We start from the raw sequence: 13,140 nt of genomic DNA on the forward strand, positions 1-13,140 counted from the left end.
TTTTGCAGTCAATGGAAAAGCCAAAAGACGAATACTCCTTCTGGACAAAATACAAGCGGTTTGCAGGTACCGAGATATTACTTTACGTTATCATGATTGTGGGTATTGTACTTGGCATCATCATATTCAGTTAATCAGTTTTCACCAACGCAACATTATAGCTGTCTGCGTCTACTACTTGCTGATAAAACTCCACAAGTTCAGGATACAGCTCCTTATTGTACAATCCGTCCACTATCTCCAAACGGCGCTTATAAATTAGCTTATTGCCGCTTAGTGTTGTCTTTGCAGTAAATTTGCCAAAAGGTTTTTCTATAGCTATGTCTAACAGGTTTTTATCTGTTTTATACCCTTCTGGTAGATTGTAAACAATTTCGTCTTCATCTGTATAGCCCCGGTTTATATATACCTGAGTACTCCGGTTACGTACATCACGGGGGGCGCGCTGCATCCTGTTAAGCGGGTTAAGATAAAAGTAAAGCTTGCTGCCATCTGCGCTGGCATATTCACGCGAGTTCACCTGAATAGTTTCCGTAGTTACCGGGTCTGCTCCTTTTTCCTGCTTTAAGTCAAATTTCCCGATATTAAGGTTACTGATGGCCGTATACTCCTTCTGCAGCATTTTAATCTGCTCGCTGGGCGGTTCGCCAATCATCTCCTCAACATTGTCGTACTGTGTACCTTTAAAGGTAGTTTTGATATCACCTTTCAAACTGCCGTCCTGCGCTATATCAAACTCTGCCTTTCGCTTTTGCAGGTTTATTGCGGATGTGTATTTGGGCGTATGCAGCAATTTACCACCCTCAGGTGTACAGGCCAAAACGGTACGGTCATCAGTAAAATCGCTTAAAAATCCGAATGGGATTTTTTGACTGGTACATTCTAAAAAAGTCGTATCGTTTTTAAACGGGAGGCATAAAATAACGTGATTACCCTGATCCATACTTGGGAAATCATTCATCATGCTTACTTTACGCGTACCTGCCTGCACCACGCAATACCAGGATTCTATGTCAACAGCTTTCAACAGCGCCTGTGTATAATTCACCAGCGCTTTACAATCGCCATAACTCAGGCGGTCTACCTCCGAAGCAAGGAAGGGCTGATACCCGCCAATACCAACCTGTACACTTATGTACCGGGTTTTCCCTTGCATAAACTCGTATATCTTTTTCGCTTTAGCTTTTGGGTCGGTAATGTTGGCGGTAATCTCCTTAATTCGCTGTACAGTTTCCACTGGCAATACACGACGGCTAGCCAGCAGTTTATCATACGTCCATTTGCCCAGCTCACCCCAACTGCTGAATGACCCTGCTAAACCTTCATATTTGAAGTTCTGTGGTGCTATTTTAACCGAACTGAGGTATTGTTCAGGATTAGGGCTGTATGGCTCAGTACGTATGGCTTTCAGGTTATTAAGCTGCCAGGTATATGTTTTGAGCCCTTCTTTGGTGCTGCCTATGCTTGCGCTTGTTGGCATGTTCACCTCCTTATACCTGATTTTAAAATCAGGCTTGCAGGTAAAGGTATAGCTTGCTCTTTCTACAGCCAAGCCATCCTCATAGTTTGGCTTCCAATCATCAAAATTGAGCGATTGTTTAGACTTAGTTTCATATTCGTACTCGATAGTGTACGGGTATGCACCTGCCGACGGAGTATAATACTGCACACGTGAATCCTCAAAAAGTGAATAATCGTTTGCTGCATTTTCATCCTTAAAGTCCTTTTCACCAAACTTCGCTGTCGGCTTACCAAACTCGTTATACACGACCCCTTTTACATTACGCAGCAGGTTGCTTTTGTTGTGCCATATAACAATACGGGCAATATCGTCGCCATTTTTATTAAGTACCGTAATTGCTTGTTTAAAGTGGTATAATGTATTATCCAGGTCTTTCACCTCTAAGGTTACCTCCTGGTTGCGAATAACTGCGCTTGCGTAAGGCAGCAGGTCTTTACTAATTAAAGATGCATCATAGTTTGGCTGCGCGTAACCCAACGCCGCACTTAAAAGCAAAAACAACAATATATAAGCTGATCTCATCACTTTTTCCTGAACACAATTTCCGCCTTTTCCGCAGCTATCATTTTGTTATAAAACTCTTTTAAATAAGGGTACTCCTCGCTCTCATAAACCGATTTACTAAACTGTACCACGTTGGAGAAGGTGAACCTGTTTCCGTCGCTGTTAAAATCTGTCATAAACTTTCCTCCGGAATTTGGCAAACTTATGGCGTTAGGCTGCGGAGCGCTTTCAACCACGTATTCTGTCGGCAAAGTCATGTTCAGTACAAATCTTTCATCAGATGGCATACCCCAATCTACAGGGTAGGCCCTATCCTGTAATTTAAACGGATTCACCGCTATCCTGTCGAAAAAGAAGGGGTTAAATGCCAGCCGCCCTCCATTTACTGAATTAAAGGCGTCTATTTCTACTTCGTACTTTTCAACTACCGGCAGGTCAAGGCTGTCCAAATTGGATATCTGCGAGTTTAATATTTTTACCTTGGCAAGCCTTTCGTCGAGGTTTTCTACATACTCATCTGTAGTGTTAAATTTGCGTATTGCTTTTCGTTTTTCGTATGCTTCGTAACCGATAGAATAATTTGTGACGGTGCCCTTCATTTTACCATTGCTCTGCAGGGTAAGTTCATAGGAACTGGTGCTTCTTTTAGGCTGCCTTGCCGTGAGGTCTACCCAGTATGATGGTTTGTCCAAACTCATTACACGGCCCTGGTCGTTCAGGCATTTCAACGGAAGCATATCAAAAGACAATAACGGGTCTGACGCATCAAGCATATAGCTTTTATCGCCAATGTTAAGTTTGGCAACCACATAGTCAAACTCGTCTTCTACAGGATATAGTTTATTAATAAGCCCGTTAGTACGGGTGCTCAGCATTACTGCTTCAGCATTAAGCCCTGCCGACCCAAGTGCAGCAACCAGTGCGAGGTTAATATCACCTACTGATCCCGTGTGGCTTTCCAGCGCCTTGCGTATACCGTCCTCGCTCCCGCGAGCCCGTACGTTATTCCATTTGATATTCTTTTGAATATAAGCATATACTGCTTTTGCTTTGGCAAGATCGTCGGCTTTGCCTTCAATTACCGGATCAATATATTTTTTAAGCAGATCCTTTTTTCGAATCTGTGCACCAAAGTAGTCTGCCTTCTTCAGGTTGTAATCAATGTCTTTCCAATCCTTTGTTACTTTTACTTTTTGATTAGTATAAGGGTTAGTATAATCTGACAGTTCATAATAGATGGCAGAAACAAAGTTTTTAGGCGCTGTCATGTAATCCTCTTCTATAAAAGCAGGGATATCTGCCATGCCGTAAGTGATATGTGAACAGTCACAACTTGCACCATGAGTACTAAAGCAGGTTTTTTCTACCTCTGCGGTGTTGGTTGTAAGTTTAAGCCGTCCACGCAATGAGGCGTTATAGTTCCAGAAAGCCGGAATATGCACCTCATAAGTTGATACCATTTTGGGTATATCATCCTGAAACTGCCATGAGGGAAACTGGTATATATAAGGCGACACCAAACGGTATTTGTACTCTATTATACTGCCAGCCTTAACATTGGGCATTGCAAATTTTGCTTTGCTGTAATAAACGTTCTCTTTGCTCCTGTAAACCTGTGAGCGGTCAAGTACCGATTGCTTTGCCGATCCATTCTCGTCTATGTAAGTTGTTACGCCTTCAATGTCCTCAACAGACTCAGGGTTATCTCCTTTGGTATAATAACTAACTTCTACGGTACCTTTATCAAAAGCTTTACTATCTAGTATCTTAATTTTAACGTGGTAGTCGTGTATTACTTTGATGTTATCGTCGCTGGTTACATCAATTCTTGACGTGCCGTATTCGCTTATAACATAAGCATGTGCAGAGGTATCCTTAACGTATTTTTTTGCTGCAAGTTCTTCTTGAGAGAAAGTTCCGTAAGGGAAGTTTTGCGCGGATGCGCCGACTCCGGCAAGCAGTAAGATAAACAAGCCGGGTAAAAATTTATTCATATATCAGGTTTAGTTAATCAGGTGCTATGAAAGTAATAATTATTAATTAATTATCATAAAAAAGTGGCAGGCCATAATATTGCAAGACTTTTTGCCACCTTTGCAGTCTTTTACAAGCAACATGAAATTAGTTTTAAAGCGCCCTTTAGCCTTCTTCGACCTGGAAACCACCGGCACAAACATCGGCGCCGACCGTATAGTTGAAATATCTGTAATAAAGCTCAACCCGGATGGCAGCGAAGAAGTGATGACCTGGCGTATAAACCCCGGTATACCTATTCCGCTTGAATCGTCGCTTGTGCATGGTATTTACGAGGAACATATAAGGGAGGAAAAGCTTTTTCATGAGCTAGGCGAACAGATTGCTGCATTTATCGGCGATGCTGATCTGGCTGGTTACAATAGCAACAAGTTCGATATCCCAATGCTGATGGAAGAATTCCTGCGCGCCGGTGTAAACTTTGAATTGGAGAAACGTCACTTTGTTGACGTGCAGAATATATTCCACCAGATGGAGCAGCGTACCTTAAAAGCCGCCTATCAATTTTATTGCAATAAACAGATCATAAACGCGCACTCTGCAGAGGCAGATACCCGTGCTACCATGGAGGTTTTGCTGGCCCAGATAGAGCGCTACGCAGACATGGAATGGGAGGATAAAAAAGGCAACCGCAGTAAACCAGTTGTTGGCGACGTAGAAGCGCTGCACCAGTTCACTAACCTAAATCGCCCTGTAGACTTTGCAGGCCGTATGGTGTATAACGAAGACGGCGAGGAGCTGATAAACTTTGGCAAGCACAAAGGCCGCAAGGTAGAAGACGTGTTCTCGATGGAGCCAAGCTACTACTCCTGGATGATGCAAGGTGACTTCCCGCTATATACTAAACGCAAGTTGGAGGAAATATACAAGCGTTGGAATGCGAAACGTGTGGCAGAACGCCAGGCAAACAGGCAGGCACAACCACAGCAAGCTCAGCCGCAAAACAATCAGCAGGAAACACCTAAGCCTTCATTCCAAAATAATGCGCCAAAGTCTTCGCCGCAGATAAACAACAATAACCAGCATTATAACAAGCCTTTCCAAAAGAAACAGGAACCAGCTAAGCCGGTAAATGATGACATGTTAAAAGCGTTGTCTGAAAAGTTCAAGAAGGGGTAATTACCTAATCGGCAAAGTTTGGGTTGAATATGACTTTCTTATCCTTTGCAGTAGGTTGATGGTTCAAAAACTTTATATTTCGCTGCAAACCTTCAAATTTGGTGCGCTTTACGGCAGAATTCTTAAATACCTTTTGGAACACGTCCCGGGTAATATCTTCCCAGTCGCGCTTTGTTATTCCATGCAGATCAGGGTGGGGATCGAAAGCTGGTTCGTTATGCAACACTGAGAACTTGTTCCAGGGGCAAACATCCTGGCAAACGTCACAGCCAAACATCCAGTTGTCCATTTTACCTTCAAATTCCTGCGGAATTTCGTTCTTTAACTCTATAGTAAGGTAAGATATACACCTGCTGCCGTCCACAATATACGGAGCTACAATTGCATCTGTGGGGCAAGCATCTATACACCTGGTGCAGCTGCCACAATGGTCGGCAGTAGGCTCAACATCGTAATCCAGTTCAATATCTACAATCAGCTCTGCGAGGAAGAAAAACGAGCCTGCCTTCTTATTAAGCAGATTGCTGTTTTTTCCTATCCAACCCAACCCTGCTTTCTTTGCCCAGGCTTTATCTAACACTGGTGCAGAATCAACAAAAGCACGACCGCCAACCTCCCCTATTTGCTCATTGATGATTTGCATCAGCAGCTTCAGTTTTTCTTTTATCACCGTGTGATAATCTGCGCCATATGCATACTTGGATATTTTAGGTGCTTCAGGGTCTGACTGAACGGTATCTGTATAGTAGTTTAATCCAACTGAGATCACCGACTTAGCGCCATCTACCAATAATCTTGGATCGAGCCGTTTATCAAAGTAATTTTCCATGTAGCGCATTTTTCCTTGCATACCCTTGTTGAGCCATGCTTCGAGTCGTGGCGCTTCTTCTTCCAGGAACTCTGCCTTAGATATGCCGCAGAACATAAAGCCGAGCGCTTTTGCCTCGTCTTTAATCAATTGAGAATATGCCTGGCGGTTCTGCTGCATTTCACAAAGATAAGGTTAATATGATTGACCATTGAAAACACATTGAACACTTTATAAGACGTTTTTACGCCAACCTATGCGGTTACCTCCATTTTTACGTGTGTTGTGTACGTCCAGAGTTAATGGTATGATTTTTTCTTATAACTATAAAACATCTACTCTTATGCTACAATTTATTAACGATCTGGAACCACACGTAGTTGGCATACATGCAATAGGTGAGGTTACCAAGCAAGATATTGATACTGTTCTACTACCCAGGATAGACGAACTGGTACAGCGACAAGGTGAAATAAATTACCTGCTTGTATTAGAGACCGACGTTAAAAACTGGACAGCCGGCGCCTGGCTGGACGATGTTAAGATGGGCATCAAAAACTTTACTAAATGGAATAAAATAGCCGTAGTAAGCGATCAAAAAGGGGTTGAGTGGTTTACAGATGCATTCCGCTTCTTTATACCCGGAAAATCAAAAGGCTATTCACTCAACCAGCTGGACGATGCGGTGAAATGGGTAACAGCAAAAGACGAACAATAATATACTTAAAACTAAACACCATGGAAAACAAACCAGAAGGATTTGACAGGGCTAACGGACAAGGCCAAAATCATGATACTGCAGGAAACGTTGCGAACGCCGACAACAATACATTAGGCCAAAACACCGGTACAAATGAAGCGCCGGAGGTAGAAACCGTAACCCCGGATAACGATGCTGAAAGCATTGCCAAATCAAACGACGGAAGTTCATCTTCAGATGATAACGGCGGCGGCGACTCTTCAAACAAAGGAAAAGGCCCGAGCGGCGAGAACCTGTAATAAATTTACGGTTATATACCTTAAGCGGCTTAGTTAAAACTAAGCCGCTTTTTTTTATGTCAATTTTAAACCATAATGTTCATTTTAAATCAATCAAAACATTATTTACATAATTAAAGTAATTTACTTTGAAGTAATTTCATCAACTGATACCGACTATGATTTTTAACCCAGATGCTGAAACCGCGCACGCAAACTATAATTTAACCAAAAGCAGGCCCGAAGTTTCCGCGCAGGACGAACCCCTCAACCCCCTCCCGAGGGCGGTAATGCGGCCAAATTCCTTCCTGTTGCTCGATGGCGAATGGAAGTTTGCCGTAGACCAGGAAGATAAGGGACTTGCAAATAACTGGTTCCTGGCTCATGATTACACCAATACGGCCCATTGGCCCGGCAGTGTAGAGGCACAAATGGCCCGCATACAACCCGAACATACCTGGCGCGACAAAATTGTGGTGTGGTACGAACGTGAATTCCCGATGCCCGAACTGGAAGGTGGTCACCGCTCGCCTAACTCGTTGCTGCAGCTTACCTTTGGTGCATGCGGCTACGAGACCAGGGTATGGCTAAACGGCTTTCCGCTTAAGACTATTGAAGGAGAGGAATTTCACCTAGGCGAATACACATCGTTCTCGTTTGAATTGGATGAGAAGATGCTACAGGCAGACAACAGGCTTACCGTGCGCATAGCCAGCTCGATGGATGCTGATACCACCCGGGGAAAGCAGGAATCTACTATTTACAAGAGAGGTGGTATATGGTATCAAACCTACACCGGCGCGGTACGCAGTGTATGGCTGGAAACAGTGGAGCGCAACCGCTTACGCTCGAGGCTTGGTGTGGTAAGTATTGTTGAGGACAACCTGGTCCGCTTTAACCTTACAACGCGCATACATGATCCGGGACCATATACCATTCGGTTGAAAGTTTATAACCGACACCAGGAAATCGATGAACCTGTGGTAACTGATGAATACCAGCTGCTCTTAGAGGCCGGGCAAAAGCAGCAGCGCCTTGTAGTTAACATACCCGACGCGCAGCTATGGTCTCCTGAAAACCCTCACCGCTATCGGTTGGTAGCCCAGCTGATAGACAGTACCGGCTACGTTGCCGAGATAGAATCGTACTTCGGCTTACGTAAGATTGAGGCACGGGGTAGTTCTGTTTATCTTAACAACAAGAAAATCTATATAGACGGCATCCTGTACCAACCGGGAATTGCTAATTACGAAGAAATAAAACGGCACATGTACGCAATGAAGGCACTAGGCTGCAACCTTGTGCGCATACACATTGCCGGCGTAGACCCACGTATTTACCACCTTGCTGATAAGATGGGCATGCTGTTATGGGTTGAAGTACCAAGCCCACACCGCTCCACCAAAAAGAGCCGGGCAAACCACAAGGCTGAACTCTTACGCATGCTGAGCCTCATCTCCACTCACCCATCAGTGATTATCTGGAGCTTGTACAACGAGGACTGGGGAGCGCAGGACATTGCAACCAACCAGGAAACGCGCCAGTACATCATCAATATGTACCATTACATGCAGATCTCTCACCCGCAGTTCCTGGTGGTGGATAACGACGGCTGGCAGCACATTTCCTTCGAAGGCAAGCTGAAGAGCGACCTGCTCACCGTGCACTTATACACGCCGGAGCTAAAACGCTGGCAAGAGATGCTGGACGACCTGGTAGAAGGCAAACAAACCAGTGTTGCCGCGTTCCCTCTTATCGTGGGGGATCCATTCTTCTTTCGGAAGCAGGTACCGCTTATTGTAAGCGAATGGGGTGGTTTTGGCTTTTCGGATTATGGCGGACCGCAGGATAATGAGGAAAGAAACAAGCAAATAGCGCTGTTTAAGCAGGAATTACGCAAACGGCCAATAGCGGGTGACGTTTACACCCAGGCTACAAATATTGAGGATGAACAGAACGGCATCATCGACTTCCACACCGGGGAACTGAAGGTTAGAGAAGGTCTCTTGAAGTCGTCAGCGCCTGATGACGATAGTGCTAGCGCGTAATTGCAAGTGTATCACGTGTAACACGTATGCGTGTTACACGTGATACACTTAAATCTGTCCGGTTTTAACAAAGACATTAGCTATCAAATACTTACGAATTTTACATGTTTAAACATGTTACGCTTTTTATAAGCATGATACACTTTTAGTGCCGTGTTACAGTTTTAAAATGAGCTTTTAGGTGGATGTTGCCGACAGTGCGACAATTGTTAAAAACTGCTTTGTACCAATTTTGGGGAGTAGTCGTTTACTATAAGTCGGAAGATTTTGATGGCGTCAGTCAAGCAACGACAGCTTTTCTGCCCAGCTTAGGCCCTTAGCCAGGTCATCTCTGCTAAATTCAATATGTATAACCTTCCGTGGTTTGTTGTTGGTGGTTCTTCCCGATGCATGCATCAATAACGGACGCATTACCATAACTCCGCCAGATTTCACATCACATACAATAGCAGATTCCGTTGTCGAGTCTATTTGATCGGGCCGGTAAATACCTTTTCTATGCGAACCAGGGATAACTTTTAATGCACCGTTCCCCGCATCAGCATCATCCAGATGAATGCGTATTGTGAAATTGCTTTCCAGTATACTTAACGGGGGCTGTACTGCAAATTGCCCTTGTTTAACTGTCCATGGGCCATATCCTTCCGCAGTTAGTTTATCTTTAACAGATATAGTAAGGTCCTGGTGCCAGGCAACAAACCAATTTGAGGCTACGGGTTTATCAAAATATATCGACTTTACCACAAAGAAATCACTGCCAAAAAGTTTTCTAACCAGCAATTTTAGCTTATCTGTTAATACAAGATTAGTTGCGGCGGGTACTTCCTTTAAAAACTGCCTTATGGCGAACAGATCGTCCGTTTTCCGGAAAGTATTTCTTGAGGTATCTGCTTCCTGGATTGCAAGCTGAATGGCGGCTATCTCTGCATCACTATATACACCGTCAACAACAACGTAACCGTTTTCAGCTATAAGTTGCTTTTGATGCTCCACAAGTTTTTGACGCTCTTATTTTAAGCTCACCGGCTGTCTTTTACCTACGCCCTTTGTGGCACCTTGCTTTACAGCTACAGGAACTACCTTCATCTCATTTTTCCTGCGGAAGATAGAGAGTATAAAACCAATTACCATGATGATGCTGCCACCCCAAAAGAAGTTGATGTAAGGGAATGTTATGGCCCGCATTACAATATATTTTTTGGCGCTTTCTTTCTGCTGCAGAACGGTTATCTCCACCTTGTTCTTTTCAGGTATTATCTTGGAGAAACGCAGCTTAAGCCCGGCATCTGCAACCTTTTTAGAAAAGTCGTAAACACCGCCATCTTTTATCAGGTAAATAGGTTCGGCAGTGTAGGTTTTGCCGTGGCTTACTATTTCCAGCTGGGCGCCAACAGATATATCGTTATCCTTTAGTGGGATATTTTGAACCTTTACACCTTTGTTCAGCTTCTTTAATACCATAAAGCCTTCGCGGAAGTTGATGGTATCACCAATTGCAACCTCGTGTGGTATTGGCGCATCATAGCTCTTTTCATCATCTTCGTCTGCCTGTGTACCGTCTTTTTCAGCCCCCGGTTCTTCAGACTCGCTGATAGAATTGGTCATGGTGATATGTGTATACAGGTCATGAAAAAGGTAGTGTTTAGTATCCGGCGAAGAAGCCAGCGAACCTTTGTTTACCTGCACTTTTGGCCACAATGTAAAGTCTTCGGCTACCTTACCGGCAGCATCTACCTTTTTGTAGTTTACCTTGTAAAAGTGCTCCGGTGCGGAAATGGAATCGCCTAAATAGGTCACCATATAATCGCCCATTTTCAATGGTTGGTTGCGGTATACCAGTATATTCTCACGTGGGTTGTTTTCTTTGGCAAAATCTGCCGTAAAGCCCTCGCCTGTGTTGTTTATAGAAATAACATCACTAGTACCGGCGGCTATCAAAGCGCCTACCAGCATCAATGCAAAGCCAATATGCGCAACCGCGGCACCGGCCAGTTTAATTTTTCCTTTAAAGGCATCTGCCAGCATTTTACCGTTCGCGGTAACCGAGTAAACAGAACCCCACATTGCCAGTATGTACACAAAGTGCATTTTGTTCACACCTGTTGCAAAAGCAATTAATGCGGTAACCACCGCGGCAAAAAACAGGTAAACACCGGTTGTTATTGCAAAACGGCGCACATCTGTACGCTTATACTTCAGGAATTGTGCAACGGCTGTAAGTATGGTGATAAGTACCACAAATGATGACTGCACAACATTGTAGTGCTTCATGCGTGCGGCATCTGCCGGCGGCGCTATATTGAGGTGGAAAATAGCGTTCCAAACGGGTACGGATGTTACAACAATAAGGTGAAAGCAGGATAGCCCAAGGAACACCGAACCAACAAACATCCAGAACTCGCGTGAATAGGTCTCTTCGTCCTTTTTAGTTATCGGCATGGTTTTAAAATGCTTTACCAACAGGTAAACCATAATAGCCAGGAAAATAACCACACCCGTTACCAGCTGCCAAAACATGCCCAGGTCTGTAAAAGAGTGTACCGATGTTTCGCCAAGTATACCGCTGCGGTTAAGGAATGATGAATACCAAACCAGCACAAAGCTTATCATAGTAAGCATGGTTGCGGTGAAGTATGAGTGGCCTGTATTTTTGTAAACAACAAGCACGTGTACCGCACCAACTAAGGTAAGCCATGGGAAAATAGATGCATTCTCTACCGGGTCCCAGGCCCAAAAACCGCCAAAGTTAAGCGACTCATATGCCCAAAACGAACCCATAACAACGCCGGTACCCAGTATCATGCAACCAAACAGCGCATAAGGTATAGCGGGTGCTATCCACTCCTGGTATCTCTTTTGCCACAAACCGGCAACAGAGTAAGCAAACGGCACTACTATAGAGGCAAAGCCCAGGAACAACGTCGGCGGGTGAATGATCATCCAATAGTTCTGCAACGAGGGTACCATCCCCTGCCCGTCTTTTATGAAAGAGAGGTAGTCTGGCCTGGAGAAAATAGGGCCCTCCATCGAGTCGCGCAACAGCAGGAATGGAGAACTACCCAGCTTCATGCCAAATATCTCAACACCCAATACCATAGAAGCTAAAACCACTTGCGACAGTGCAACAACCGTCATCACGGGGCGTTCCCATGTACCGGCCTTAAAAATCAGGAACAAGCCTAATAGAGCCTCCCAGAACAACCATAGCAAAAAGCCACCCTCCTGCCCATTCCAGAATGCCGATATGATGTAGCGTGTAGGCAACGAGCGCGATGTATACGCCCAAACGTAATGGTACTCGAAGTAATGGTTGTAGATGATGTTGAACAAGCAAACACCTATCCCAATGATAGACAATACATTGGCATAAAAGGCCCAGCGGCCAATATTTTGCCAGCTGCTGTCGGCTTTCCCGGCATCGTCTGTAGTAGAGAAGTAATAACTAAGGAACGAAAGCAGGGCCGATCCGAACGATAAAATGATGAAGAACTGCCCTATCTGCCCTTGTAAAAGGTGCTCGCCTTTAAATGCTATATCCATTAAATTTTATAAACTGGCCTGTTTATTGGCCTTATATTCCTGTGTTTCTAACTTATCCTGCGTGTATTTAGAGGGGCATTTCATCAGGATATGTGATGCGTGAAACTCGTTACCAATCATTTTACCGGTAAGCACAATCTGTTCAGACCGTTCAAAGTCTTCGGGCTTGGTTCCGGTAAAAATCACCTTGCACTCCGCACCCTTATTATCTTTCATATAAAACGAAAAATAATTGGCATCCTTGGTAGGATCGTAAAACAAATCTTTTTGTTTATTTAGCTTGCCTACCACGTGCAATTCGCTTGTAGTTTGGCGTGCATCTTTAAAGGACCCGTAAGTACTTGTATTTGAATAGGTACTGATGATAACAGCAATTGCTACAGCAATAACAACAATACCGAGTATAGCGCTTTTCTTCATTAACTTATGCCTGTTTAAATCCGGTTTGCAAAAATACAAAACGCAAAGCGAATAATGTTTATTACAAGGGATATGTGCTATTTAGAATTGTTATAAATAATTGCCAGGCCTGGAGGTTAAGAAACTCTGCACAAGTAGCGCAAAGCGCGAATTTAGTTACGATTAGC

Annotated in this window: 11 protein-coding genes; 5 read left to right on the forward strand and 6 right to left on the reverse strand. The window is 44.0% G+C overall.

Going from position 1 to position 13,140, the window contains the following annotated elements; translation table 11 throughout:
• Nucleotides 1-11: 11 nt before the first annotated feature.
• Entirely contained in the window at nt 12-134 is a 123-nt protein-coding gene (locus DYU05_RS21415; protein WP_262511251.1) for a hypothetical protein, read from the forward strand.
• Here DYU05_RS21415 and DYU05_RS06750 read toward each other — a convergent pair.
• Both DYU05_RS06750 and DYU05_RS06755 read right to left on the reverse strand, forming a co-directional pair.
• A complete protein-coding gene (locus DYU05_RS06750; protein WP_117382190.1) occupies nt 131-2,044 on the reverse strand; it encodes a DUF3857 domain-containing protein in 1,914 nt (637 codons plus the stop codon). The two genes, DYU05_RS21415 and DYU05_RS06750, sit on opposite strands and share 4 nt — an antisense overlap.
• A complete protein-coding gene (locus DYU05_RS06755) occupies nt 2,044-4,020 on the reverse strand; it encodes a DUF3857 domain-containing protein (RefSeq protein ID WP_117382191.1) in 1,977 nt (658 codons plus the stop codon). The genes DYU05_RS06750 and DYU05_RS06755 overlap by 1 nt, the downstream gene beginning before the upstream one ends.
• A gap of 121 nt (nt 4,021-4,141) precedes the next feature.
• Between DYU05_RS06755 and DYU05_RS06760 the strand changes: the two genes are divergently transcribed.
• Nucleotides 4,142-5,179, forward strand: coding sequence for a 3'-5' exonuclease (locus DYU05_RS06760; protein WP_117382192.1), 1,038 nt, complete (start codon nt 4,142-4,144; stop codon nt 5,177-5,179).
• A 4-nt stretch (nt 5,180-5,183) separates the two neighbouring features.
• Here the strand turns inward: DYU05_RS06760 and queG are convergent, their stop codons facing one another.
• Nucleotides 5,184-6,167 carry a tRNA epoxyqueuosine(34) reductase QueG gene (gene queG / locus DYU05_RS06765; RefSeq protein WP_117382193.1) on the reverse strand — a complete coding sequence of 328 codons (984 nt, stop codon included), beginning with the start codon at nt 6,165-6,167 and terminating at the stop codon, nt 5,184-5,186.
• 163 nt (nt 6,168-6,330) lie between these two features.
• Here queG and DYU05_RS06770 point away from each other — a divergent pair, with 163 nt between their 5' ends.
• From DYU05_RS06770 to DYU05_RS06780, 3 genes are all read left to right on the forward strand, one after another.
• Entirely contained in the window at nt 6,331-6,705 is a 375-nt protein-coding gene (locus DYU05_RS06770) for a SpoIIAA family protein (protein ID WP_117382980.1), read from the forward strand.
• A 20-nt stretch (nt 6,706-6,725) separates the two neighbouring features.
• On the forward strand, nt 6,726-6,986 hold the full coding sequence (locus tag DYU05_RS06775) for a hypothetical protein (protein ID WP_117382194.1): 261 nt from the start codon (nt 6,726-6,728) through the stop codon (nt 6,984-6,986).
• 158 nt (nt 6,987-7,144) lie between these two features.
• Entirely contained in the window at nt 7,145-9,013 is a 1,869-nt protein-coding gene (locus tag DYU05_RS06780) for a glycoside hydrolase family 2 protein (RefSeq protein WP_117382195.1), read from the forward strand.
• 276 nt (nt 9,014-9,289) lie between these two features.
• On the opposite strand, the gene DYU05_RS06785 is transcribed toward DYU05_RS06780, so the two are convergent.
• From DYU05_RS06785 to DYU05_RS06795, 3 genes are read right to left on the reverse strand one after another with little or no spacing between them, the layout of a single operon-like run.
• Complete coding sequence (locus DYU05_RS06785; protein WP_117382196.1) at nt 9,290-10,006, reverse strand: phytanoyl-CoA dioxygenase family protein; 717 nt, start codon at nt 10,004-10,006, stop codon at nt 9,290-9,292.
• A gap of 15 nt (nt 10,007-10,021) precedes the next feature.
• Nucleotides 10,022-12,553, reverse strand: a complete 2,532-nt coding sequence (gene ccsA, locus DYU05_RS06790) for a cytochrome c biogenesis protein CcsA (protein ID WP_117382197.1) — start codon at nt 12,551-12,553, stop codon at nt 10,022-10,024.
• Nucleotides 12,554-12,559: 6 nt separating this feature from the next.
• The gene (locus DYU05_RS06795; protein ID WP_117382198.1) at nt 12,560-12,973 is read right to left on the reverse strand and encodes a cytochrome c maturation protein CcmE domain-containing protein; all 414 of its coding nucleotides are present in this window, start codon (nt 12,971-12,973) and stop codon (nt 12,560-12,562) included.
• Nucleotides 12,974-13,140 lie beyond the last annotated feature (167 nt).

Source organism: Mucilaginibacter terrenus (assembly GCF_003432065.1).
In the GTDB taxonomy this organism is placed as follows: domain Bacteria; phylum Bacteroidota; class Bacteroidia; order Sphingobacteriales; family Sphingobacteriaceae; genus Mucilaginibacter; species Mucilaginibacter terrenus.

What these genes read in the sequence shown, in the direction of transcription:
- DYU05_RS06780 (WP_117382195.1), top strand. Translation starts at nt 7,145, where the DNA reads ATGATTTTTAACCCAGATGCTGAAACCGCGCACGCAAACTATAATTTA.
- DYU05_RS21415 (WP_262511251.1), top strand. Translation starts at nt 12, where the DNA reads ATGGAAAAGCCAAAAGACGAATACTCCTTCTGGACAAAATACAAGCGG.
- ccsA (WP_117382197.1), bottom strand. Translation starts at nt 12,553, where the DNA reads ATGGATATAGCATTTAAAGGCGAGCACCTTTTACAAGGGCAGATAGGG.
- DYU05_RS06760 (WP_117382192.1), top strand. Translation starts at nt 4,142, where the DNA reads ATGAAATTAGTTTTAAAGCGCCCTTTAGCCTTCTTCGACCTGGAAACC.
- DYU05_RS06775 (WP_117382194.1), top strand. Translation starts at nt 6,726, where the DNA reads ATGGAAAACAAACCAGAAGGATTTGACAGGGCTAACGGACAAGGCCAA.
- DYU05_RS06770 (WP_117382980.1), top strand. Translation starts at nt 6,331, where the DNA reads ATGCTACAATTTATTAACGATCTGGAACCACACGTAGTTGGCATACAT.
- queG (WP_117382193.1), bottom strand. Translation starts at nt 6,167, where the DNA reads ATGCAGCAGAACCGCCAGGCATATTCTCAATTGATTAAAGACGAGGCA.
- DYU05_RS06750 (WP_117382190.1), bottom strand. Translation starts at nt 2,044, where the DNA reads ATGAGATCAGCTTATATATTGTTGTTTTTGCTTTTAAGTGCGGCGTTG.
- DYU05_RS06755 (WP_117382191.1), bottom strand. Translation starts at nt 4,020, where the DNA reads ATGAATAAATTTTTACCCGGCTTGTTTATCTTACTGCTTGCCGGAGTC.
- DYU05_RS06795 (WP_117382198.1), bottom strand. Translation starts at nt 12,973, where the DNA reads ATGAAGAAAAGCGCTATACTCGGTATTGTTGTTATTGCTGTAGCAATT.